Annotated in this window: 18 protein-coding genes; 10 read left to right on the top strand and 8 right to left on the bottom strand. The window is 53.7% G+C overall.

What is annotated here, in order from left to right; genetic code table 11:
- The first annotated feature begins 59 nt into the window (after nucleotides 1-59).
- Nucleotides 60-533, top strand: coding sequence for a helix-hairpin-helix domain-containing protein (locus ACAW75_RS22245; protein WP_370730968.1), 474 nt, complete (start codon nucleotides 60-62; stop codon nucleotides 531-533).
- Nucleotides 534-578: 45 nt separating this feature from the next.
- On the opposite strand, the gene ACAW75_RS22240 is transcribed toward ACAW75_RS22245, so the two are convergent.
- The 3 genes from ACAW75_RS22240 to ACAW75_RS22230 form a co-directional block, all read right to left on the bottom strand.
- The gene (locus ACAW75_RS22240) at nucleotides 579-1,790 is read right to left on the bottom strand and encodes a DUF1501 domain-containing protein (RefSeq protein WP_370730967.1); all 1,212 of its coding nucleotides are present in this window, start codon (nucleotides 1,788-1,790) and stop codon (nucleotides 579-581) included.
- A 78-nt stretch (nucleotides 1,791-1,868) separates the two neighbouring features.
- Entirely contained in the window at nucleotides 1,869-3,326 is a 1,458-nt protein-coding gene (locus tag ACAW75_RS22235; RefSeq protein WP_370730966.1) for a DUF1800 domain-containing protein, read from the bottom strand.
- Nucleotides 3,327-3,375: 49 nt separating this feature from the next.
- Nucleotides 3,376-3,687, bottom strand: coding sequence for a hypothetical protein (locus ACAW75_RS22230; RefSeq protein WP_370730965.1), 312 nt, complete (start codon nucleotides 3,685-3,687; stop codon nucleotides 3,376-3,378).
- A 253-nt stretch (nucleotides 3,688-3,940) separates the two neighbouring features.
- Here ACAW75_RS22230 and ACAW75_RS22225 point away from each other — a divergent pair, with 253 nt between their 5' ends.
- The 5 genes from ACAW75_RS22225 (at nucleotide 3,941) to aac(6') (ending at nucleotide 6,588) form a co-directional block, all read left to right on the top strand.
- Nucleotides 3,941-4,528 carry an RNA polymerase sigma factor gene (locus tag ACAW75_RS22225; RefSeq protein WP_370730964.1) on the top strand — a complete coding sequence of 196 codons (588 nt, stop codon included), beginning with the start codon at nucleotides 3,941-3,943 and terminating at the stop codon, nucleotides 4,526-4,528.
- A 53-nt stretch (nucleotides 4,529-4,581) separates the two neighbouring features.
- Nucleotides 4,582-4,905: a hypothetical protein gene (locus ACAW75_RS22220; RefSeq protein WP_370730963.1), complete on the top strand. Its 324-nt coding sequence runs from the start codon at nucleotides 4,582-4,584 to the stop codon at nucleotides 4,903-4,905.
- Between the two features lie 4 nt (nucleotides 4,906-4,909).
- Entirely contained in the window at nucleotides 4,910-5,407 is a 498-nt protein-coding gene (locus ACAW75_RS22215; RefSeq protein ID WP_370730962.1) for a Spy/CpxP family protein refolding chaperone, read from the top strand.
- Nucleotides 5,408-5,497: 90 nt separating this feature from the next.
- Nucleotides 5,498-5,920 (top strand): DUF4890 domain-containing protein, encoded by a 423-nt coding sequence (locus ACAW75_RS22210; RefSeq protein WP_370730961.1) that lies wholly within the window; start codon nucleotides 5,498-5,500, stop codon nucleotides 5,918-5,920.
- A 224-nt stretch (nucleotides 5,921-6,144) separates the two neighbouring features.
- A complete protein-coding gene (aac(6'), locus tag ACAW75_RS22205) occupies nucleotides 6,145-6,588 on the top strand; it encodes an aminoglycoside 6'-N-acetyltransferase (RefSeq protein ID WP_370730960.1) in 444 nt (147 codons plus the stop codon).
- A 6-nt stretch (nucleotides 6,589-6,594) separates the two neighbouring features.
- Here aac(6') and ACAW75_RS22200 read toward each other — a convergent pair whose 3' ends face one another.
- The 3 genes from ACAW75_RS22200 to proS all read right to left on the bottom strand — a co-directional run bounded on the left by ACAW75_RS22200 (nucleotide 6,595) and on the right by proS (nucleotide 10,960).
- Nucleotides 6,595-7,407 carry an SDR family oxidoreductase gene (locus ACAW75_RS22200; protein ID WP_370730959.1) on the bottom strand — a complete coding sequence of 271 codons (813 nt, stop codon included), beginning with the start codon at nucleotides 7,405-7,407 and terminating at the stop codon, nucleotides 6,595-6,597.
- Between the two features lie 112 nt (nucleotides 7,408-7,519).
- A complete protein-coding gene (locus ACAW75_RS22195; protein ID WP_370730958.1) occupies nucleotides 7,520-9,388 on the bottom strand; it encodes a redoxin family protein in 1,869 nt (622 codons plus the stop codon).
- 99 nt (nucleotides 9,389-9,487) lie between these two features.
- The gene (proS, locus tag ACAW75_RS22190; protein WP_370730957.1) at nucleotides 9,488-10,960 is read right to left on the bottom strand and encodes a proline--tRNA ligase; all 1,473 of its coding nucleotides are present in this window, start codon (nucleotides 10,958-10,960) and stop codon (nucleotides 9,488-9,490) included.
- A gap of 287 nt (nucleotides 10,961-11,247) precedes the next feature.
- On the opposite strand from proS, the gene ACAW75_RS22185 reads away from it, so the two are divergent.
- The 4 genes from ACAW75_RS22185 (at nucleotide 11,248) to ACAW75_RS22170 (ending at nucleotide 17,991) form a co-directional block, all read left to right on the top strand.
- A complete protein-coding gene (locus ACAW75_RS22185) occupies nucleotides 11,248-12,567 on the top strand; it encodes a hypothetical protein (RefSeq protein WP_370730956.1) in 1,320 nt (439 codons plus the stop codon).
- A 197-nt stretch (nucleotides 12,568-12,764) separates the two neighbouring features.
- Complete coding sequence (locus ACAW75_RS22180; protein WP_370730955.1) at nucleotides 12,765-14,357, top strand: hypothetical protein; 1,593 nt, start codon at nucleotides 12,765-12,767, stop codon at nucleotides 14,355-14,357.
- Nucleotides 14,358-14,542: 185 nt separating this feature from the next.
- Nucleotides 14,543-17,086 carry an ATP-dependent Clp protease ATP-binding subunit gene (locus tag ACAW75_RS22175; protein WP_370730954.1) on the top strand — a complete coding sequence of 848 codons (2,544 nt, stop codon included), beginning with the start codon at nucleotides 14,543-14,545 and terminating at the stop codon, nucleotides 17,084-17,086.
- 86 nt (nucleotides 17,087-17,172) lie between these two features.
- Nucleotides 17,173-17,991, top strand: a complete 819-nt coding sequence (locus ACAW75_RS22170) for an aldo/keto reductase (protein WP_370730953.1) — start codon at nucleotides 17,173-17,175, stop codon at nucleotides 17,989-17,991.
- A 30-nt stretch (nucleotides 17,992-18,021) separates the two neighbouring features.
- On the opposite strand, the gene ACAW75_RS22165 is transcribed toward ACAW75_RS22170, so the two are convergent.
- Together ACAW75_RS22165 and ACAW75_RS22160 are read right to left on the bottom strand one after the other, a co-directional pair.
- A complete protein-coding gene (locus ACAW75_RS22165) occupies nucleotides 18,022-19,635 on the bottom strand; it encodes a hypothetical protein (RefSeq protein WP_370730952.1) in 1,614 nt (537 codons plus the stop codon).
- A 92-nt stretch (nucleotides 19,636-19,727) separates the two neighbouring features.
- Nucleotides 19,728-20,600, bottom strand: coding sequence for a carbon-nitrogen hydrolase (locus tag ACAW75_RS22160; protein ID WP_370731064.1), 873 nt, complete (start codon nucleotides 20,598-20,600; stop codon nucleotides 19,728-19,730).
- Nucleotides 20,601-20,688: the final 88 nt, after the last annotated feature.

Genomic DNA, 20,688 nt, shown 5'->3' with positions numbered 1-20,688 from the left:
TTGCCTGAACAGACGAACTCGTGGCCTGGTAATGCTGAGTACTCAACAGCCTACTCCGAATGTCTACACAATTGCCCCCGCCCGATGATAGCAATGAGCCGGATGGTTCGCTTGTTATTGATGCCAATACAACGCTCGATGTATTTGTTGGCCCAAACCAGTCTGTGACCGAACTGGCCGATACGTTTGATACGATGGACGGGGTAACGGCTGAAACAATTGATATTACCAACGAAAAAGATGGGACGCACCTGGAAGTGATCTCGTTGGAAGAGCCTTCCCCCGACCAGCCCCGCGTCAATGTTGTCGACAATTTTGTGACGGTCGAAGGTATAGGGCCAGAGGTGGCTGCGTTGCTGATAGCGGGCGGGATTCACACGTTCAAACAGCTGGCGAATACCCCAGTTGAGCGAATTCGGGAGATACTGGAAGCCGCAGGGCAACGATACCGCATCCACGATGCAACCGAATGGCCGGACCGCGCCAGTCGACTGCAGGCTACGAACGATCATCGGCGGGCCTATATGGAGTAGCCAGTCCGAATGGCCAAGGCAGGCGCCCCCGACGTATGGGACAACCTAAATGAAGTTAAGCGTATCGAATGTACGGCCTAATATGGTCGTATCATCTGCTTTGAGCCAGTCACGCAGTAGGGTGGCGTATATAGTACGAAAATCGACGGTGTATTTCAGATCGCCTTCATCGAGGTTAGTCAGGTTAGGCGCTTCGTTGAACACCTTACCCGGTGTTAGTCCGCCACCCACCAGGAATACGTTATTGGCCGTGCCGTGGTCGGTACCATTGCTGGCATTCTGCTTTACACGACGACCAAATTCCGAAAATGTCATCAGGAGTACATCATTCTGTCGGTTTGTGGCTTTCAGGTCGCTCATAAACGCTTTAACAGCATCACCGTACTGACGCAACAGCCGCTCCTGCTGATTAGGCTGGTTAATGTGTGTGTCAAAACCGGCAATCGAGATGTAGTACACGCTTGTGCTCACGCCCGATTGAATCAGCTCTGACACTGTTTTTAACCGATTGCCTAACTCGCTGGCTGGGTACGTTCCCCGGGTGCTGTTGACCGGACTGGCCGATTTATCGTAGACATAGGCGGCCGACGATACGGTTTCAGCCAGGGTCTTGTACAGATACGACACGTTATTATGCTGATCATCGTGGCTGGCTTTCGCTAACCCGTCTATCAGGTCGGTCTTGGTTTGCTTATACAGTTTTTGCGGATTTAACATAGCCAATCCATGTACGTTCGATCCCTTCAGCGCGAGACTGAGGGTGTCATCTACGTCAACAGCACGATGCGGTTGGCAGGCCGCCGACCCCGAACAGGTCGCGTCGAGGTAACGGCCTAGCCAGCCAGTAGCTACATACTTGTCGGCATCACTGGCAGTCTGCCAAATATCCATTGATCGAAAATGAGACCGGTCTGGATTAGGGTAGCCGACGTTATTGATAACCGTGACCAGCCCATCGTCGTACAGCGATTTGAGCGATTCAAGCGCCGGGTTAAAGCCAATCTCATCATTGAGCGTCAGCACCTTGTCGCGTGGAATCGCCAGCGTTGGGCGTTCGCGGTAATAAATATCATTCCGGTAGGGCACCACGGTGTTCAAGCCATCATTCCCGCCCGACAGTTGCACAATTACGAGCGTTTTACCGGTCACTGGCGCCAGGCCAAGCTGATTGAGTTCATAGGCCTTCAGGAAATGGGGGATCAGCATGGTCCCGGCCGTTGTGAGGGCTGATTTTCTTAGAAAGTCTCTGCGACGCATACTGAAAGAGCGAAAGGGTGATCGGGCAAATGAGTACATCCGACGGCTGACGTACCGTCATAAACTGGCAGTCGGCAATTAACACAGTTGATAGTCAGGAAGCGCCATAATAGACGCTGTCAACATCCTGATTTGCTCACTACGTGAACTGTCGGGCTTCACCCGCTTCATAACCGCTGCCCGTTGCACGGTGCCGAGCGGCTGTTGAAGCAGGTAGTTCGCCAGTTCGTCCGGTAGTTTGTCGACGCTGATTTTAGCAAAGGCTTCTTCAAACGATTGCCAGTCTGCCGTGACCTGCATCGACCCTTTGCCTCGCTTCGACAGAAGTTCAGTGTTGACATCACCGTCTTCTTTCGAACTGATGGTTACCTGAGCGGCCTGCAATAGCAAGTCTGGCAGTTTCATGCGGAAGAGCAGGCTCGAACTGTCGATCCAGTTGCGCCCTCCCGGCCAGCCAGCCACGTTTGGCGGATACAGCAAGACTTGACCTAAAGTGCGCTGAATGAACATGATCGACTGTTTCTGTTCAAACTGAAGGCCCAATGAACGGTCTATACCGGCCAGCAACTCAACGGGCGACTTAATCCGGTTGCCCACAACGGCTGGATCATAAAACCAGTCGGCAGTCAGGATCGTCTCGATCAGGTCGGTGATATCATAGCCTTTCGTGTAGAACCGATCGGCCAGGGTATCGATCCGTGCCTTTGCCGTTGCATCGGAGGCCTGTTCATCAACCAGGAATCGGTAAAGCTTGGTCGTGATGAAGCGGGCGGTTTGTTTCCGTTCCAGCAGCAACCGAATCACATCGTCGCCTGCGAACGTACCTGACTGACCAAATATCGTTTTTGGGCCGTCGTCATGGACATTCTTCCGAAACTGAAAGGCACCATCGGCATTGAAGCCCCACCCTGTGAACGCACGGGCAGCATCTTTCACATCGGCTTCCGTATAGTTGGGTGTCGACCCGTCGGTGCGTCCCAGGGTGAAGAGTTCCATGACTTCACGGGCAAAATTTTCGTTGGGCGCATTTTTGCGATTCTGCTGATTATTCAGAAACTGAAGCATGGCTGGTTCCTTGGAGACGGCCATCAACAGATCGCTGAATTTGCCGAGCGCGTGCTGCCTGATCGTGTTCAGGTACTGTTGAATCGCCACCGGATTCAGTACGCGGCAGGCGAAGTGACCGTGCCAGAACAAGGCCATCTTCTCGCGTAGGGCATCCTGACCAGTACCCATACGTTCGACCCACAGGACATTCAAGTCGCGAATGTGCTCGGCGTTCTCTTTGAGGCGTTGCTTCAGCATAGTCCGATCAAGTACGCCTGCACGTGCCAGGGTCCGAAGCTCCTTCCGGTCAACTAATTGCCCCGATTCAATGACCGTCAGAGGCATAAAAGCCGTATCGGCGTGGAGTAAATCACGTACTACCTTTCTGAGGGGGCGGCTGCTTTCGCGCTGTACCACAGAAGGCGTGGCACCGAAACCGGCCCGCCAGTACAGGTGCTGTACTTGTTGCTGCTTGCTAATCGAACGCATAGGAATGGGTAGGGAATTGGGTGACGGTGATGCTGAGGGCCTAACGCCATCAGTGTGCGCGGCGTGGGGCTACATATACCCGACGCGGTGCTGCATACAGTACCGGACGGGGAGCCACGTAGACCCGGCGCGGTGCCATATAGACCGGGCGGGGCGCTACATACACTGGCCTTGGCGCAACATAAACGGGACGGGGCGCTATATAGACCGGACGCGGGGCTTCATACACCGGCCGTGGCGCAATATACACTGGACGGGGCCTGGGATACGACCGAACCACTACGCGTTGTGCATCTGCAAACCGGGTGGTCAGCAGGCTGAATGCCAGACAAATAACCGAGGCAATTGTTGCCGTTCTCATAAGGTGTAATAGGGTAACGTTGATAGATAAAGCGAAAAATACCACTGGTGAACGGTATCACCCTGTTTCACTAAGACTGCATTAAAACAGCTAAGTTTAACCACTGTTTACCCCTACAATGCGATCTGTCGGAGAAACTTGCGGGTGGAAATACTTTTTTCGTGCTGACTCATAGCTTTCCAAAAAATTTACCCATACCCGCAAGTTTTAGTTGGCCATCTGCATTTAATCATGTGTAGCCCTTACCAATCGTTTGACCGTACCTGACCTAATAACCGGATTACAAAGGGGCGACCCCGCGGCCTTTCGGCAGTTGGTCGAAACGTATCAGCACCGTGTGTATAATACGGTGCTGGCGATCGTGCGGCAACCCGACGAAGCGGAAGACGTGGCCCAGGAGGTCTTTATCCAGGTGTTTGAGTCGATTAAGTCATTTGGCGGCGATGGGAAGCTGACAGCCTGGATATACCGAATAGCAACGACCAAAGCACTGGAGGCCTACCGGAAACGGCACGCCCGCAAGCGATTTGCGTTTTTTACGTCGCTGTTTTCGTCTGACGAAGCGGGCGGACTTGACGATAGGCTGCACCCGGTCGATTTTTTACACCCTGGCGTGAAGCTTGAGCAGCAGGAACGGGCTAACGTGTTGTTTGCGGCCATTGCCCGCCTATCCGACCAGCAAAAGGTGGCGTTTATGCTTCACCATATTGAAGGGCTTAGCTATCAGGAGATTACAGACGTGATGCAAGTGTCACGCTCGTCGGTCGAATCACTGTTGCACCGGGCCAAACGCAACTTGCAGAAGTGGCTGCGGGCTTACTACATCAATGACAAAGCATAAAGGCAGGGCCGATCAAATCACCAAAATGACCATATATACTACCGGTACATACAATGAAAAATAACCTGTCAAACCTGGACGATGAAGTGGACAAAACACTCCGTTCGATCGACGGTATGGAGCGTGCCAGTCCACCGCCCTTTTTTCTGACAAGAGTTGAAGCGCGACTGGCTGGCCGGGGAACGGCCCGGTTGGCCAGCCGGTGGTTCCTTCGGCCTGCCTGGGTAGCTGCTTCGCTTGGGCTAGTGCTGCTGCTGAACCTATCGGCAGTCGTGTATGCTCGTGAGCAGATTCAGCAGCAGGAACAGGAGCAGGAGCAGGATGCCGTTGGCCTTTCGGCCGATTGGCGATTCGATACAACCGCATTGGACTGGTAAGTACATGGAAACAAAACGAAACTATTATTGGCTATGGGCTGCCATCGGTTTCCTGCTCTGCCTGAATCTGTTGACGGTTGGCTGGGTTATGCGTCGGACCAATTCATTACGGGCCACGCGCCAACTACCAGAAAGCGTTCTGATTCGTAGACTGGACCTGTCGCCCGGTCAGGTGAAGCTTTACCGACAGAGCCGGAAACAACTCCGGCTGCAAAGCAAACCCCATGAAGACAGCCTACGAACGGTTCGGGCTATCCTCCTTGATCAGCTTAAACGGCCGGCGGTTACTGAGGAAGAGCTGGATCGGATATGGGCGCAGATGGCCCGCCAAAATGGGCAAATTGTCCGGTTACGCTTCAGACACTGGCAACAGGTACGTTCGTTCTGCACGCCACCACAACAGAAGCAGTTCGATCAGCTCATTCGGCGGGTAGGCCAGGGACTCAATAATCCGGGGCTTCGGGGGCGCCTGCCGACCCGCCTGGGTGAAATAAATGAATAGGTCGCGCAAGTTTTGTCTTGACTTTGCATTTACAACAGGACCAGGCTGCTTACCGGAGCCTGCCAATAAACCATCTTCTCACATACAACTATGAAAACCAACAGGTTGCTGGCTATGCTGATCGGCGCTTTTGTTTCTGTTCAGGCCTGCGCGCAGAATGTACCTGCCGATGAGCCTACCCGCGCTGAAAACCGCCGCGAACGAATGGCGGCGAGCACGCCCGAACAGCGTGCTGAACGGCAAACGGCCCAGCTGAAAAAACGGCTAACGCTAACGGCCGATCAGGAGAAATCGGTTTCGGCCATTAACCTGAAATACGCACAGAAAGTACAGGCAATGATGACGGGCGACCGCGAGCGAGGGGCCCTGAAGGAAGCCCGCGATATGATGGAAAGCAAAGATGCTGAATTGAAGGCCGTGTTGAGTGCCGATCAATACAAACAGTACGTAACGATGCGCGATGAGCAACGGGACCGGCTGCGGCAAGGGCGGGGGCAGCGCAACAACAGGTAGCCAACGACCCTGTGCCTCTACATGCTGACGTGCTGAAAGTAGTGGTGAGGTGCCTGAAAATCGGATCAATTCCCGTCTTTGTGGCGTTCAGGAGTTGATCCGATTTTTTATGCGGTAGTGTCAGGTAATCCGCCTGTGTGATACTGGCCATTGAACTACCTTTGCCCTGTAACAGCCAACGTCAGCGAGTTTCCCACCAGGTGGGGGCGATTTAGGAGAAGCCAATGAGTATCAGAGAAGTGTCTGCCTCGGATTTTAAGGAATGGTTCGACTTAGCGTGCCTGCTATGGCCCGATTATGAACCAGATGAGATGACGGATGCCCTGAATGGCATTCAACAGCGCTCAGCTACCGAGTCGGCCTTTCTCTTACGCCATGACAACAGACAGGCCATTGGTTTTATTAACCTATCGCTTCGCTTCGACTACGTACCTGGCGCCACAAAAAGGCCCGTCGCCTACGTTGAAGGCATCTTCGTTTTAGCCGATCACCGACAACGGGGTTATGGGAAACTACTGATCGAACATGCTGAAGAATGGGCCAGACAGCAGGGATGCAGCGAGTTGGCCTCTGATGTATTGTTGGATAATGAGGCCAGTCAGGCTTTTCACCGGCAAGTGGGGTTTGACGAAGCCGAGCGGGTGGTCAGTTTCATTAAAAGCGTTTAGCCTGATTCAGGGCCGGGCCAACGGCGAATCTTTTTCTTTGGCCAGCGTATTGTACGTCAGCTTATCGACCAAACCTGGAAACAGCTTATTCAGAAAAACGGTGAGCTTTCCCTGACCGGTCAGAATCAATTCGCGTTTGCGCTGTTGCACCGCTTTCAGAATGTGCTGGGCGCATTCTTCCGAACTCATCATTGACCCTTCTTCCCGCATCGTATCACCGGTGGAGTTGCCCTCGCTGTTGAGCGCAGAAAAGCGAATATTCGAGGCGGTGAAGCCGGGGCAGGCTGTCAAGACATGTACACCAGAGTAGCGTAGTTCAATGCGGATGGCCTCCAGAAAACCATTCATCGCAAACTTAGACGCTGAATAGCCCGAACGGACCGGCAAGCCTTTATAACCCGCGATCGACGAGATGCCCACAATTGATCCCTTGGTTTTCAGAATATGCGGCAGGGCGTAGCGCGTAGCGTAGACCGTACCCATGAAATTGATATCCATTACCTTCCGCAGCACCTCAGGGTCGGCATCGATGAACATTGAACGCATGCTGATGCCGGCATTATTGATCAGAATATCGATTTGGCCAAAACGGGTCATGGTTTCGTCTATGAACCGTTTCATATCAGCGTCAACGCTGACATCCGCCACAACGGGCAGATTGGTAATGCCTGCGGCCGTCAGGGCGTTGGCGGTCGTTTGCAGGGCGTCGGCTTTGCGGCCACAAAAGGCAATAGCGGCCCCCGTTTGGCCAAATGCGAAAGCCAGTGCCTCTCCAATGCCCGACGAGGCACCGGTAATCACAACAACAGATTGATTCATGGGGCAAAGTAAAGGAGTTTCAGTTTACTGTCTTCTGCTAGCAGTAGCTCTGGCGCGTGTTTTTCTGACAGGATCTCGGGTGATCGAAGACCGCAAACCAGGAACCCCTTTCCTATTTCAGCGCTTCGACAACCAACGTTATTTCTTCGGCGGTGGCTTCCGCGTTGCCCGAATACCCGATGCTTCGGTAACGTACCCGGCCTTTCGGATCAATGATCACTTTGGTGGGAATCCCCGCTACGCCGAATGAATCGGCCACCTTCTGGTTCTGGTCAATGGGAATAACTCCCGTGTAAGGCTGCTTGGCTACAAACGAATGCACGCGACTGATCGGCCCACCTTCACGGGTATTGACAAACAGGAATTGAACGGTCGGGTCGTTTTTGAAGTAATCGCGGGCTTGGCGCATCGCGGGGAAAGAAGCAATACAAGGCCCGCACCAGGTAGCCCAGAAGTCGAGCACCACTACCTTGCCCCGCAGCGATGCCAGCGATACTTTACCGCCGTCGAGTGTTGTGAGGGTAAATGCCGGAGCAGGTTCATTCACGAATGTGTCGGCGAGCTCGGCCCGTCGGTCGGCGCGGTAGCCTGCCTCCAGTTTGCGCAGGTATGTTTCGGCCTGGGCCGTGCCGCCCAGCCGTTTTGCCTGCCACGTGTGCAGACTGCTGCGGAGGTGTGGAGTACCTTTCCCTGCCTGCACTACCCGTTCGATATAGGGTAAAACAGAATCGGCCCTGTTCGCCTGAACAGCACACAGCCAGAGTCGTTCGCTGGTGCGCGGGTCGCTGGTTTCCGGGTCACTGCCATCCAGTGCCTGTTTATAAGTTGTCAGGGCGGTGGGTAATTTCTTCTGCAGGGCATAAGCGTAGGCCAGTGTTGCCCGATAAGCCCGCAGTTGTGCGTCGCGTCCGGTAGCTGCGCTTTTGGGCTGGGTACGTTGCTGCAACGCCGCAATTGACCGGGTGGCGAGCCAATCCGTTTGTGGTAGGCCCCGCTCTTCGTCGGTCATTTGCTGGACAAAACTATGGAGCAGCGCCGGGTCAGTAGCTGTCAGCGACTGTTGGCTAAGAAACGTGACCAGCTCCTGGAACTGCCCGGCTTTGAAATAGCCCTCTGCCAGCGAACTAACCAGCACCGGACGGTAGGCCGATGTGGGAAACGTCTGTGTGAAAGACGCGAATCCACTTAATTTTTTAGTGAGGTTTGTTTCAGCACGGACCAGCGCAGCCTGAGCTTTCTGGGCGGCATCACCGCTGGGATCAACTGTTTTGATGCGGTCGCGGGCGGAAAGGGCCAGTGTCGGCTCACCCAGTTGGTCATAAAGCCGGGCCGCCTCGTTTAAATCAGCTGGTGTTGGGTTGGGCCTGCGGCTGTTGAGATAAGCGTCGATGTTGCCCAATGCTGTTTTGCGGGCATTCGGCTTTTGCTGTTTTAGCTGCGCTGTGATCAGATCGGCCCAGTATTGCGGGCGGCTGGCCGGGAATTGCCTGATTTCCTGCTCATACTGCTGAACCACCCAATTCCAGTCGGGCGTGATCTTCAACATGTATGGAAACGCCGTTCGCACCAGCACCGATGCCTGCCCACCATAGGCATGCGTTTGTAGCGCTCCTGTTGAGTCGTGCAGGAGGATCGGGTAGAAATGGCCGTTGTTGTGGTCAATAAGGGAAGGGTTGGCTTTACTCTGAAAGGCCAGCAGAACACCGGCCACATTCGTCCTGGGCAGGGTCAATTCACCAGTTACCAGCCGTCCCTGATGCACCGCTGTAGCCGTAGCGGGCTGGCTCAGACGCATGGTCGAAGGGCCTGCATACCGAACGTACCTGCCGTCAATGACCGATTCATTGGTCAGCGAGTTACCGGGCGTGTAGGTAAACGACACCACATCGCCAGGAACAGGCCGTTGGGGAACGTACCTGAACTGCTGGGCATAGAGCGCAGAGGTAAGACAGACGAACAGGAGTGATAGGGAATAACGCATACTGAAAAGTAATGCACATCGCCTAATCTACAAGGAGAAAAGGCTTCGCTGGTGTCAATTTTGACACCAGCGAAGCCTTTTCTGCAGATCGTCAGCCACTTAATAGGCCCTGGCAAACACTACCCGCCGGGCCGAGGGCTTACCGGTAAAGACACAGCTGCCGGCTTCTTCCGGGGCATCCAGGGGAATGCAGCGGATCGTTGCTTTGGTGGCTTCTTTAATGGCGTCTTCGGTTTCGGAAGTGCCATCCCAGTGAGCCATAATGAAGCCACCCTTTTCGATCTGCTCTTTAAACTGATCGAAGGTGTCGACGTGAAACGTGTTCGACTCCCGGAAAGCAAGCGCTTTCTGATAGATGGACTGTTGGATATCGTCGAGCAGGGTCTTGATATGCTCAGTCAGCCCATCGAAGGAAACCGTCTCTTTGGTCTTCAGGTCGCGACGGGCGATCTCAACGGTACCATTTTCCAGGTCACGCGCACCCAGGGCAAGCCGAACGGGAACCCCCCGTAATTCGTATTCGGCAAATTTCCAGCCGGGCTTATTCGCATCAGAGTTGTCGTACTTCACCGAAATGCCCGCCTTTTTTAGGTCGGCCATCAACGGTTTCACTTTGTCTGTGATCGCATCGAGCTGTTCATCAGACCGGTAGATTGGCACAATAACGACCTGGATAGGGGCCAGCTTTGGCGGAATCACTAAGCCCGAATCATCGGAATGAGCCATCACCAGGGCGCCCATCATCCGGGTCGATACGCCCCAGGACGTACCCCAAACGTGTTCCAGCGTATTTTGCCTGTTGAGGAACTGCACATCAAAAGCTTTGGCAAAGTTCTGCCCCAGGAAGTGCGACGTACCAGCCTGTAACGCTCGGCCATCCTGCATCATGGCTTCGATGCAGAGCGTATCATCGGCGCCGGCAAAGCGTTCATTCGCCGATTTTCTGCCCCGGATAACCGGCATGGCCATCCATTCCTCAGCAAACGTAGCGTATACCTCCAGCATCTGACGCGTTTCTTCCTGCGCTTCCTCGGCGGTGGCGTGGGCGGTATGGCCTTCCTGCCACAGGAATTCGGCCGTGCGCAGGAACAACCGCGTCCGCATTTCCCAGCGAACAACGTTGGCCCACTGGTTGATCAGCAAGGGCAAATCACGGTAGCTCTGGATCCAGTTCTTGTAGGTGCTCCAGATAACGGTCTCCGATGTTGGCCGTACAATCAATTCTTCTTCCAGTTTCGCATCGGGATCAACAATGACACCCGACCCGTCTTCGGCATTCTTCAGGCGGTAATGAGTCACTACGGCGCACTCTTTGGCAAAGCCTTCTACGTGCGAAGCCTCTTTACTGAGATACGATTTGGGGATGAAAAGCGGGAAATAAGCATTCTGGTGACCAGTCTCTTTAAACATATCATCCAGTGCCCGCTGCATCTTTTCCCAGATCGAAAAACCGTATGGTTTGATGACCATACAGCCCCGGACAGCTGAATTTTCGGCCAAATCGGCCCGTTTAACCAGTTCGTTGTACCATTCCGAGTAATCCTCGGCCCGCGTTGGTAATGCTTTTGCCATTATGTATCAGTTTACTGTTTACCGTTTTCTGTTTTCTGTTGCCCTGCTACTTATCAGATTGGTATAATTAGCAGAGCAACAGAAAACAGAAAACGGTAAACAGTAAACTATTTTTTTAATAGATTAAACCTTGATTAGTTCCCTTGGTCTAACTGTAGAGAGGGGTTGCAAAGATAGGTTTTAATCCTATTTTTGTAATCAAACAGTCACCATTCTGGTTATACTGGTAATAGTGAACGCCTTCTTTCTGCTTAACCCTTTACAGACACTATAAACACATTGTTTGTATGAAACTTAACAATACATGGCATTACCTGGCAGTCGTTGCCATGCTGGGTATGGGAGCGTGTAGCTCCAGCCGTCAGGCAGCCCAAAATGCCGGGGAGGTCGACGACCTGTACGGCAATTCTGGGGATGCGGCCGTGTATGCTGGTGATGACCGGAAAACAACGCAGCAGGATGTTCGTCAGGCTACGCGGTTCGATCGCCGTCAATCACAGCAGCGTGGTAGTAATGTGAACCCCGATTACATGGAAGGGCAGCAAGGTGCTACCGGTACCGACAGCGAGTACTACACGGAACTAAGCGCCCGACAGGTGCAGCGGGGTATCTCGCCCGATCCGGGTTGGGGCGCTACGGATGCCTATGCGAGTGGTTACGCGAACGGCTACAACCAGGGCCTTTACGGTGCCAACAGCTGGAATCGCTGGGGACTCGGTAATGCCGGGTTCGTCAGCGGTCTGAGCCTGGGAATCGGCTTTGGTTCTGCCTTTGGGTATAGCCCATTCGGCTACAGTCCGTTTGGTTATAGTCCTTATGCGTATGGAAGCTATGGCTATAGCCCATTTGGCTATGGCGGTTTCTACGATCCGTTCTACAGCTCGTATGCGTATGGTATCGGTGGTTATGGCTACAGCCCATTCGGTTATGGTGGCTATGGTGGTTACGGCTATAATCCATACGCCTACGGCGGATATTATGGTGGCACAACGGTGATCAACAACAACTACATCACCGGCGCTGATCCATACCGGAATAACCGCACCTATGGTCCGCGTGGTACCAGCTCGTCAGCGCGCTACAGTGGTGATTTCAACAACACGGCCCCTAGCTACAACGGTGGCCGCCGGACAGGCAGCTACGGATCGGCTTACAACAACTCGTCGACCGGTGATGGTACATACTACACCAACCCATCGTCGGGTCGTGGCTCGAGCCGGGGTTCTGGCTCGTACAGTAACTCGGCCACGCCAAGCGGGGGACGTACCTACGGGAACTCGGCAGGAAGCTATGCTCCGTCGACAGGGGCAACAGGTACCTACTACGAACGGCCTTCGTCACGGCAGGGATCGTACAACCAGTCGTATAGCAGTGGTGGTGGAAGCAGCCGGGGTAACTATTCGCAGCCAAGCCAATCGGCTCCATCGTATGCCCGGCCAAGCCAACCATCGTATCAGCAAAGCCAGCCAACTTATCAGCAGCCTAGCCGTAGCTACAGTGCACCCACACCAAGCTATAGTGCGCCAAGTTACAGTGCGCCGAGCTCAGGTGGCGGCGGAGGCGGTGGCTACTCGAGTGGCAGTGGCAGCTCACGTGGTCCACGGTAGTTGATCACAGGTTTTTTGCCTAAATAATCCCCGTTGGAAAGACTTCTGGCGGGGATTATTTGTTAATAGACAGATGAATGCCTGAATGCCGATTTTTTGCGTTAAACCTACGGGTGTTTTTGCACTCTAACGGTCATAGCGCCACAAACGCACACGATAACAGGGCTTCCATTCACTTATCATTTTCAGACACGCACATGAAACGCCTTTTAGCTGGTCTTTTGCTGGCTCTTCCAACCACATCGCTTCTGGCACAGGGAAGTGCCGCGGAATATGCCGATGATGCCTTTCGGTATAATGATTTTGTTCTACAGGGATCGGCCCGGTTTCGGGGCGTAGGGGGCAACCAGACCGCGCTCGGTGGTGATGCCAGCAACATTTCCGGGAACCCGGCGGGCCTCGGCTTCTACAACCGGTCGGAGTTTACGCTAAGCCCGTCGATCAACCTGTTATCGTCGAAGAATGCGTACCTGGGAAGTAACACCAATGCCGACAAAACGAATTTCAACATCGGGCAGCTTAGTCTAGTGTTTGCCGGCGAATCTTCGCGCAATAGTCGGTGGCGTCGTTCGTCGTTCGGAATATCGTATTCGCAATCGCTGAATTTTTCGGGCAGCGTTGATGCGCAGGGCCGGAATAATAACACAAACTCAACATTTCTGAACGAATACATTCCTGGCTTGAATAGTGGCGGAGCAGGAAGTGTGAAAGAACGGGCGTTGTCAGACGACTTTACGAATAACACAGCCCGTACGCCCGAAGCCGCTTTGTATGGATTATTTTTGATTAACCCGACCATTTATGGGGCAACAACAGCGAACCCGAATGGGACTGTAGATACGAATGGTTCTCCGTTCTATCGACTTGATCCAACGCTGCCGCTGAATCAGCGGGTAACCACTAACCAGTCGGGAGCCAATTCGCAGTGGACATTTGCCTACGGTAGTAACTTCGACGATAAGCTATACCTGGGTATTTCAGCCAATATTTCCAGAATTCGCTATGAATCGGACATTACTGTTCGTGAATCGCCCATTAACGGTCAGTTCGATAATTACGGCCGCGCGAACAATTTGACGGTTACCGGCACAGGGTTTGGCATCAAGGTAGGCGCTATCTACCGACCCGTCCAGAGTTTTCAACTGGGTATAGACGCGGCTTCACCCACATTTTATAGCATGAAGGAAACGTTTCAGCAATCCTTTTTTGCGTTCGGGCGTAGTCCGCAACTGATCAGCGACCTGACAGTGAACACCGTCAACGTTGATCCAAACGATTTTGATTATTCGATGACGACACCTTTCCGGGCGTCGGGTGGCTTCACTTATTTCCTCGGTGGTGGTAAACTGGGATTCCTGACAGCCACCGCCGATTATGTGGGCTACGGGGGGATGCGCATCAGCACCGATGTGTTCAATTCGTCTCAGAGTAATACCGACTTCAAGAACGATGTAAAAACAGAAGTGCAGAACACCTATCAGAATGTGGTGAATGTCCGGGCCGGGGCTGAAATCCGGGCGAATATTTTCCGCATCCGGGCGGGGGTAGCCTATCTGCCTACGGCCTATCGCATTGATCTGGATCGGGTAAGTGCTGCGTCCCGCGCCCGTACCCTGTTTACGGGTGGCGTCGGAATGCGCACCGATCGGTTCTCCATCGATCTGTCTGGCTCGTTCTACAGCCAGAAGACAGGTTTGTCTCCGTACATTCTCAGTGATTCAGATACGCCAACGGTCTCTACAACGACTCAACGGACGAACGCAATGCTCTCTCTCGGATTCTTCTTCTGATTGTCTGGCAGTAGGTACATACATCTGTTCAAAAAAGCCCAACGTGAGTTGGGCTTTTTTGATGCCTGTTACCAGTCAATAATATGAACGCCTGCGCATGACCGGAAGCGTGTGGTCCGTGCATTTAGTTACGTATATTTCAGCCTGTTCACTGGCATAACAAGCCAGGATCACCACTCCCCTCTATGAACCTGTCTACGGAAACTAAACGGGCTATCCAGATTGCCCAGGCACTTGTTCACGAACACCGTCACGATGCCATTGCGCCGCCCCACTTGTTGCTTGGCCTGCTACACAATGATGTAGGCATGGCTTCCTGGCTAGTGGCGCTGGGAAAAGATATTTATTTCCTGCGCGACTGGGCGGAATATCGGTTGGAACTGTTACCGAAGGCTTCCAAAAATGTGTCGATCCCGGCAAACGACGCCGCTACAGCACAGGTGCTGCAACTGGCTGATCTGATAGCAACTCAAGAAGAAACGATGCAGATAGAGCCCGCCCATGTGCTGGCTGCCATGCTAAAAGTCAATGTTGCCTTTTCGGCCGAACAGTTGAAATCACTGCCTATTTCCCAAAAAGAAGTGCTCGATGCCTTACAGGACGAAAGCATGGCTGAGAAAGCGTTATCGTCCATGACCGGCGGCAATGGGCAGGCAACAGGGGCAGGTACGTTGCCTGGCGCTGGTTCCAATTCGGGCGAATCAGCACTGGCCAGGTTCTGCGAAAATAAAACGAACCAGGCGCGGGAAGGTAAACTGGACCCTATTGTTGGCCGTGATCGGGAATTGCGACTGATGCTGGAGATTCTGCTTCGGCGAACCAAGCCCAATGTTATGCTGGTTGGCGAGCCGGGCGTTGGCAAAACCGCCCTGGTCGACGGTTTTGCGCAGGCTATCGTGGCCGGAACAGTCCCCAGTGGTTTGCAGGTGGCTGAACTGTATGAGTTGGATCTTGGCTCGCTGGTGGCTGGCGCTTCCTACAAAGGAGAGGTGGAAGACCGGCTGAAAAGTATTCTGAAAGAGGTGAAACAGCATGATAAAGCGGTGCTCTTTATCGACGAGATCCACATGCTGCTCAACCCAAACGGCTCGGTAGGAGCAGGGGTATCGCAACTGCTGAAACCCGAGCTGGCGCGGGGTGAAATAACCGTGATTGGGGCTACTACGCAGGACGAATACCGGCAGTATGTAGAGAAAGACGAGGCCTTCAGCCGCCGGTTCGAGCAATTGCCGGTACACGAGCCAACGACGGTTGCCGCCACGCGCATGGTCGAAACGCTGATTCCCCGCTATGAAACGCACCACAGCCTAAAAACTGATGAGGGCGTAGCGGCCGAAGCCGTACGGCTGGCGCAACGGTACGTGAAAGACCGTCGCCTGCCCGACGCCGCCGTTGACCTGCTCGACCGCACCATGGCCGCCATTCGGACCATGGGCGATACCGCTACGCAGGATCTGGAAGGGTTGCGCACGCAGCTTGAAGCGGCAAAAGAGAAAATGACGGGTCTGGAAGACGAACGTCAGCTGGCCGAATACCAGTGGGTATTGCAACAACTCCAGCAGAAGGTTAGCCCAATATTGTTGCAGCAGGTGGAGGAGAATGGCGCTACAGACCGAATTCAGCCTGAAAAAATCGAAGTGCCTGAAGCCCTGCATACGTACCTGACCGAGCGAATTGATGAGCTTCTGCCCCTGGCCGGCATCAAGCATGAAACCGTGAGCAAACAGGACGTGGCCGCGATGGTGGCGGCCAAGACTGGTATTCCGATGGGTAAGTTGCAGACCAATGAGCGCGAGCGGCTACTGAAAATGGATGAGGTGCTCCAAAAACGGGTTGTTGGGCAAGATCACGCCATTCATACCCTGTCGGCCAGTATCCTGGAGTCACGTGCGGGCCTTTCGGGCGGAAAACAGCCAACGGGAGCCTTCTTTCTCTTAGGACCGACAGGAACCGGTAAAACAGAGCTGGCTAAGGCGCTGGCCGATTTCCTGTTCAATGACGAGTCGTTCCTGATCCGGTTCGACATGTCGGAGTTCAAGGAGGAACACTCGGCGGCGTTGTTGTATGGAGCGCCTCCCGGGTACGTTGGTTATGAGCAGGGAGGGCTCCTGGTGAACAAAATCAGGGAGAAACCGTATTCGGTGGTCTTGTTCGATGAAATTGAAAAAGCGCACCCATCGGTCTTCGATATCTTCCTGCAAATTCTGGATGAAGGAAAACTGCACGACCGGTTGGGCAAAGAGGGTGACTTTACAAACGCAGTGGTCCTGTTCACGTCCAACATCGGCAGTGAATTTGTGGTGAAGCAGTTCGGTGAGGGAATTATACCGGCCGCCAATGACCTGATGGAAATTATGTCGAAACATTTCCGCCCCGAATTTCTGGCCCGCCTGACGGAGATAGTCCCATTCGCGCCCATCTCGGAAGCAAACGTGGCCAAAATATTCGATATTCACTTGCGTGGCCTCACCGAACCACTGCGTCAGCAGGGGATTCGATTGGAAATCAGCCCGGCGGCCCGTGATTTTCTGGCCCTGAGCGGCTTCACCCCACGTTATGGTGCCCGGCCGTTGAAAGGGGTGATTCGTAGTCAGCTACGCCGTCCGATGTCGCGCATGATCATTTCAGGCGAAGTCAATAAAGGCGATACCGTACAGGTAGGTCTTACGGACGGGAATGAACTAACCTGGCTTGTAATCTCAGATGTTCTTGCTGTTGACGTGTTATAAATAAGAGATTACATAAACCAGGTGACCGGTCTACCAGCTTTGCGGATTGTTCGCACGGCAGCGGTTACCCAATTGCCCCACTCAGTATGATATCACCAGCCACCACGCTGAACAATGGCGTGGTCATGCCACTACTAGGTTTAGGCGTATATGCCCCTCAGCATAATAGCGAGGTGCAGCAGGCTGTTGAAGCAGCCCTGGAAGTAGGTTGCCGATTGATCGACACCGCCTCGGCCTATGGGAACGAACGTGAAGTAGCCAACGCTTTATCTGCCAGTGGTATACCCCGTGAAGAGGTCTTCATCACCACTAAAGTCTGGACGACCGACCAGGGCTACGAGTCGACGCTACGTGCTTTTGACCGGAGCCTTAATTTATTACAACTTGATGTGGTGGATCTCTACCTGATACACTGGCCCAACAGTCCTGAACGGCTTGCTACATGGCGGGCACTCGAAAAGCTGTATGCCGACCGGCGCGTGCGGGCCATTGGCGTATCGAACTACTACCAGACACACCTGGACGAACTCTTTGAGATCGCCACCGTCGCGCCGGCTGTTAATCAGATTGAAGTCAGCCCCTATTGCTACAGACCAGATGTAATGCACTACTGCCACACCAAAGGCATTCAGGTAGAAGGATATGCGCCCTTGGTGCGTGGGCTGAAACAGAACGACGCCCGGCTGGTTGCTCTTGCGGCAAACTATGGCAAATCGACCTACCAGGTATTGGTACGGTGGTCGCTACAACACGGAGTGGTCACTATTCCGAAATCAGTGCAAAAACAGCGGATCGAGCATAATTTCGATGTACTCGATTTTGACCTGTCGGCCGATGACATGGCACTGATGGATACCTTCTACGACAATACCCGTATTGCTGATGATCCGTCAGATATTGGGTAAGATGCTGCCAGTTGAGGTGTTGTGGGTTGGCTACATCGTTGCCCTTCCCAGATAAATCTCATCGCCATTGAGCCGGATGGTCGTGTAGAACTGTTTTCCGTTTGCCACGTACCTGACCATCATCGTGGTCTGTTGGCCTGCTTTGGCGTAGGGCATAGTGGCCGCGATCAGAATCTGGTTACCGTTTACGATGGCTCTGGCAAAGGGCAAATTTCGGGTTTTTAACTGATTGGCGTTGTATTTATACCAGGTCTGTCCGCCATCGAAGGAGCAGTCTGTCTGTTGATTCAGGTACTGTTCCTGGCCATTGAACAGATCGCCATGGTGTTTGAACAACCGCCACAACCCGTGGATGTAGTGCTCATAGCCGGCGTAAACCCGGTCATTCCCAATGCCTTGCTGAGCCGGGTCTCTTGGGGTAGGCTGGTCTGGGGTCAGTTCCACGAAATCGTCCCAAAAAACGGTGCCGTAAGCACCGGTAAACCAGTAAAACACTGCTAGTCCTTCGGCCACTGCCGGTGGGGCTGGGTTCGAGGATTTCTCGCTTCTGAAGAATGGCCCCTGCGTATTGAACACCCAGTGGTACGCGATCCGTTTTTTGTTGGTCAGCCGAATATTGTATTCCTGTTCAGACAGCACTCCCGCCAGCCAGTGGCGACCCGCATCGGCATTGTGAGGAATCGTATAATCAAAGTCAGGGTAATAGAAGTACGTACCTGGCATATGAAAATCGATGTAATCGCTGTAGCTCTTGCCAACAATGTCGTCGGGCATTCCGCGCTGGCGTGAGGTGGCTGTCTGGCGGGCGGGCATAGTGAACAGCCACTCGGCCGGTGCGTTATAGTCGGCGGCTCTCGAATAGCCAAACCCATTATGGGCTGTTGGGGCAATGCCGCCAATGTCGGTGTGTCTACCGGCAACATCGGGGGCTATATCGCGGGTAGCTTTGATGAAATAGGTATACAGATTCGCCTGCTCCTGACGCTTGCCGTCGCTGATACCGTCATTCTCAATGTCGAAAAAGATCTTGCTGTAGCCATTGGATTTGACGCCGCCTGGACAATCACCGAAGGCTTCGCAGCTACCCGCCAGCGCCTGAATAGCCGAGTAGATCGTCTGGATAGACGTTCGGGCATTGGGCGACGGCCTGAAACTGGTTTCAGGAGCCAGTTCGCTATTCCCGGCCCAGGCAATATTGAAAGGTGGATTCCTGAAATGATGTTGCCCAACTGCGTCGGCCCGTTGCTCAAAGGTGAGCCGACTTTTCCAACCTCTTGGCAACCGCGCTACGTCTTGCGCAATCTCGGAGTCAAAAACCATCCGGGTCCGGTCAATCGACGAAAAGCCCCGCCGGAAGAGGATACTCCAGTCTTTTAAATACAGGTTTCGGCCGGCCCCCGAAAAGGTGATCGACTTTGTTTTTGGTAGGGTAAAATCATCAACGACATTCGCATTCCAGTAGCCTTTACGGGTCGTGGGGGTGAACGTACTGCGGGGAGTAGGGGTGAGGTCAGTTTGCGCAGGAAGTGCCCCATGAATTTCTGCCCCCTTTGTGTGCAGCAGCCTGGCTGTACTCGTGACCAGTAACCCGCCGGTCAGACTCACCGCCAGTAGAAAGAAAAGTCGCATGATGGATGTAGACATGGTGGCTGTTGATGAAGTAAGAACGCAGGGCAGGCACTGACATTGCCGATTGTGGCCGTGAACCAGCTGGCCGCCCTGTCAGTCTGCCTCCGCTATTCATCAAGATATCGCTTCGTAATGGGCTGATACGAGTCAATACGACGATCCCGGAAGTAGGGCCAGGTGGTTCGGTACCGTTCGCCTGCTTCCAGGTCAATTTCCTGCACATGAACCACTTCCTGATCATGAGGGGCTAGATAAAGGAGCGTTCCGAAGGGGTTCGAGACAAACGAGCCGCCCCAGAATTGCTGATCGGCTTCGCGGCCAACCCGATTAACCGACACGACATGCAGGCCATTGGCAATGGCATGACTGCGCTGAATCGTTTGCCAGGCATTGTATTGCTCCGTGTTTTGAGCAGGGTCCGGCTCATTGGTGTCCCAGCCAATCGCGGTGGGATAGACCAGCAAATCGGCCCCCATGAGTGCGGTGATCCGGGCCGCCTCGGGGTACCATTGATCCCAGCAGATCAACACGCCAACGCGGGCAAACTTAGTGTCGAATACCTTATAGCCCAGATCGCCCGGCGTGAAGTAAAACTTTTCGTAATAGCCTGGATCGTCGGGAATGTGCATCTTCCGGTATTTGCCCAGGTACGTTCCGTCGGCATCGAGCACAGCAGTGGTGTTATGATAGAGCCCCTGAGCCCGTTTTTCGAAAAGCGACGCCACGATCACTACGCCCAGTTCGGCCGCCAACGTACCCAACCGGTTGGTGGTGGGGCCGGGTATCGCTTCGGCCAGACTGAAATTGTGGTGATCTTCCACATCGCAGAAATAGAGCGACGTGAATAATTCCTGCAGGCAAACGATCTGTGCCCCTTTCCGGGCGGCTTCGCGAATGCGTTCTTCTGCTTTCTGGATGTTGGCCTCCACATCGGCAGAACAACTCATCTGCACCAGACCTATATTGACTTTTTTCGACATAATACTTGTAAGGCCGAACCGGGCGGGCGTCGCCGCTCCAGCTTCGGTAGTTGTTGACGGGCGGATACTACCGGAGCTGGAGTGGCGA

The organism is Fibrella arboris, assembly GCF_041321095.1.
Lineage (GTDB): Bacteria > Bacteroidota > Bacteroidia > Cytophagales > Spirosomataceae > Fibrella > Fibrella arboris.
This window is presented reverse-complemented; position numbering and strand designations above follow the sequence as displayed.

Bases quoted from the DNA above. Each gene is read 5' to 3' on its own strand.
- ACAW75_RS22245 (WP_370730968.1), top strand. From the start codon at position 60: ATGTCTACACAATTGCCCCCGCCCGATGATAGCAATGAGCCGGATGGT.
- ACAW75_RS22240 (WP_370730967.1), bottom strand. From the start codon at position 1,790: ATGCGTCGCAGAGACTTTCTAAGAAAATCAGCCCTCACAACGGCCGGG.
- ACAW75_RS22235 (WP_370730966.1), bottom strand. From the start codon at position 3,326: ATGCGTTCGATTAGCAAGCAGCAACAAGTACAGCACCTGTACTGGCGG.
- ACAW75_RS22230 (WP_370730965.1), bottom strand. From the start codon at position 3,687: ATGAGAACGGCAACAATTGCCTCGGTTATTTGTCTGGCATTCAGCCTG.
- ACAW75_RS22220 (WP_370730963.1), top strand. From the start codon at position 4,582: ATGAAAAATAACCTGTCAAACCTGGACGATGAAGTGGACAAAACACTC.
- ACAW75_RS22215 (WP_370730962.1), top strand. From the start codon at position 4,910: ATGGAAACAAAACGAAACTATTATTGGCTATGGGCTGCCATCGGTTTC.
- ACAW75_RS22210 (WP_370730961.1), top strand. From the start codon at position 5,498: ATGAAAACCAACAGGTTGCTGGCTATGCTGATCGGCGCTTTTGTTTCT.
- ACAW75_RS22200 (WP_370730959.1), bottom strand. From the start codon at position 7,407: ATGAATCAATCTGTTGTTGTGATTACCGGTGCCTCGTCGGGCATTGGA.
- ACAW75_RS22195 (WP_370730958.1), bottom strand. From the start codon at position 9,388: ATGCGTTATTCCCTATCACTCCTGTTCGTCTGTCTTACCTCTGCGCTC.
- proS (WP_370730957.1), bottom strand. From the start codon at position 10,960: ATGGCAAAAGCATTACCAACGCGGGCCGAGGATTACTCGGAATGGTAC.
- ACAW75_RS22185 (WP_370730956.1), top strand. From the start codon at position 11,248: ATGAAACTTAACAATACATGGCATTACCTGGCAGTCGTTGCCATGCTG.
- ACAW75_RS22180 (WP_370730955.1), top strand. From the start codon at position 12,765: ATGAAACGCCTTTTAGCTGGTCTTTTGCTGGCTCTTCCAACCACATCG.
- ACAW75_RS22175 (WP_370730954.1), top strand. From the start codon at position 14,543: ATGAACCTGTCTACGGAAACTAAACGGGCTATCCAGATTGCCCAGGCA.
- ACAW75_RS22170 (WP_370730953.1), top strand. From the start codon at position 17,173: ATGATATCACCAGCCACCACGCTGAACAATGGCGTGGTCATGCCACTA.
- ACAW75_RS22165 (WP_370730952.1), bottom strand. From the start codon at position 19,635: ATGTCTACATCCATCATGCGACTTTTCTTTCTACTGGCGGTGAGTCTG.
- ACAW75_RS22160 (WP_370731064.1), bottom strand. From the start codon at position 20,600: ATGTCGAAAAAAGTCAATATAGGTCTGGTGCAGATGAGTTGTTCTGCC.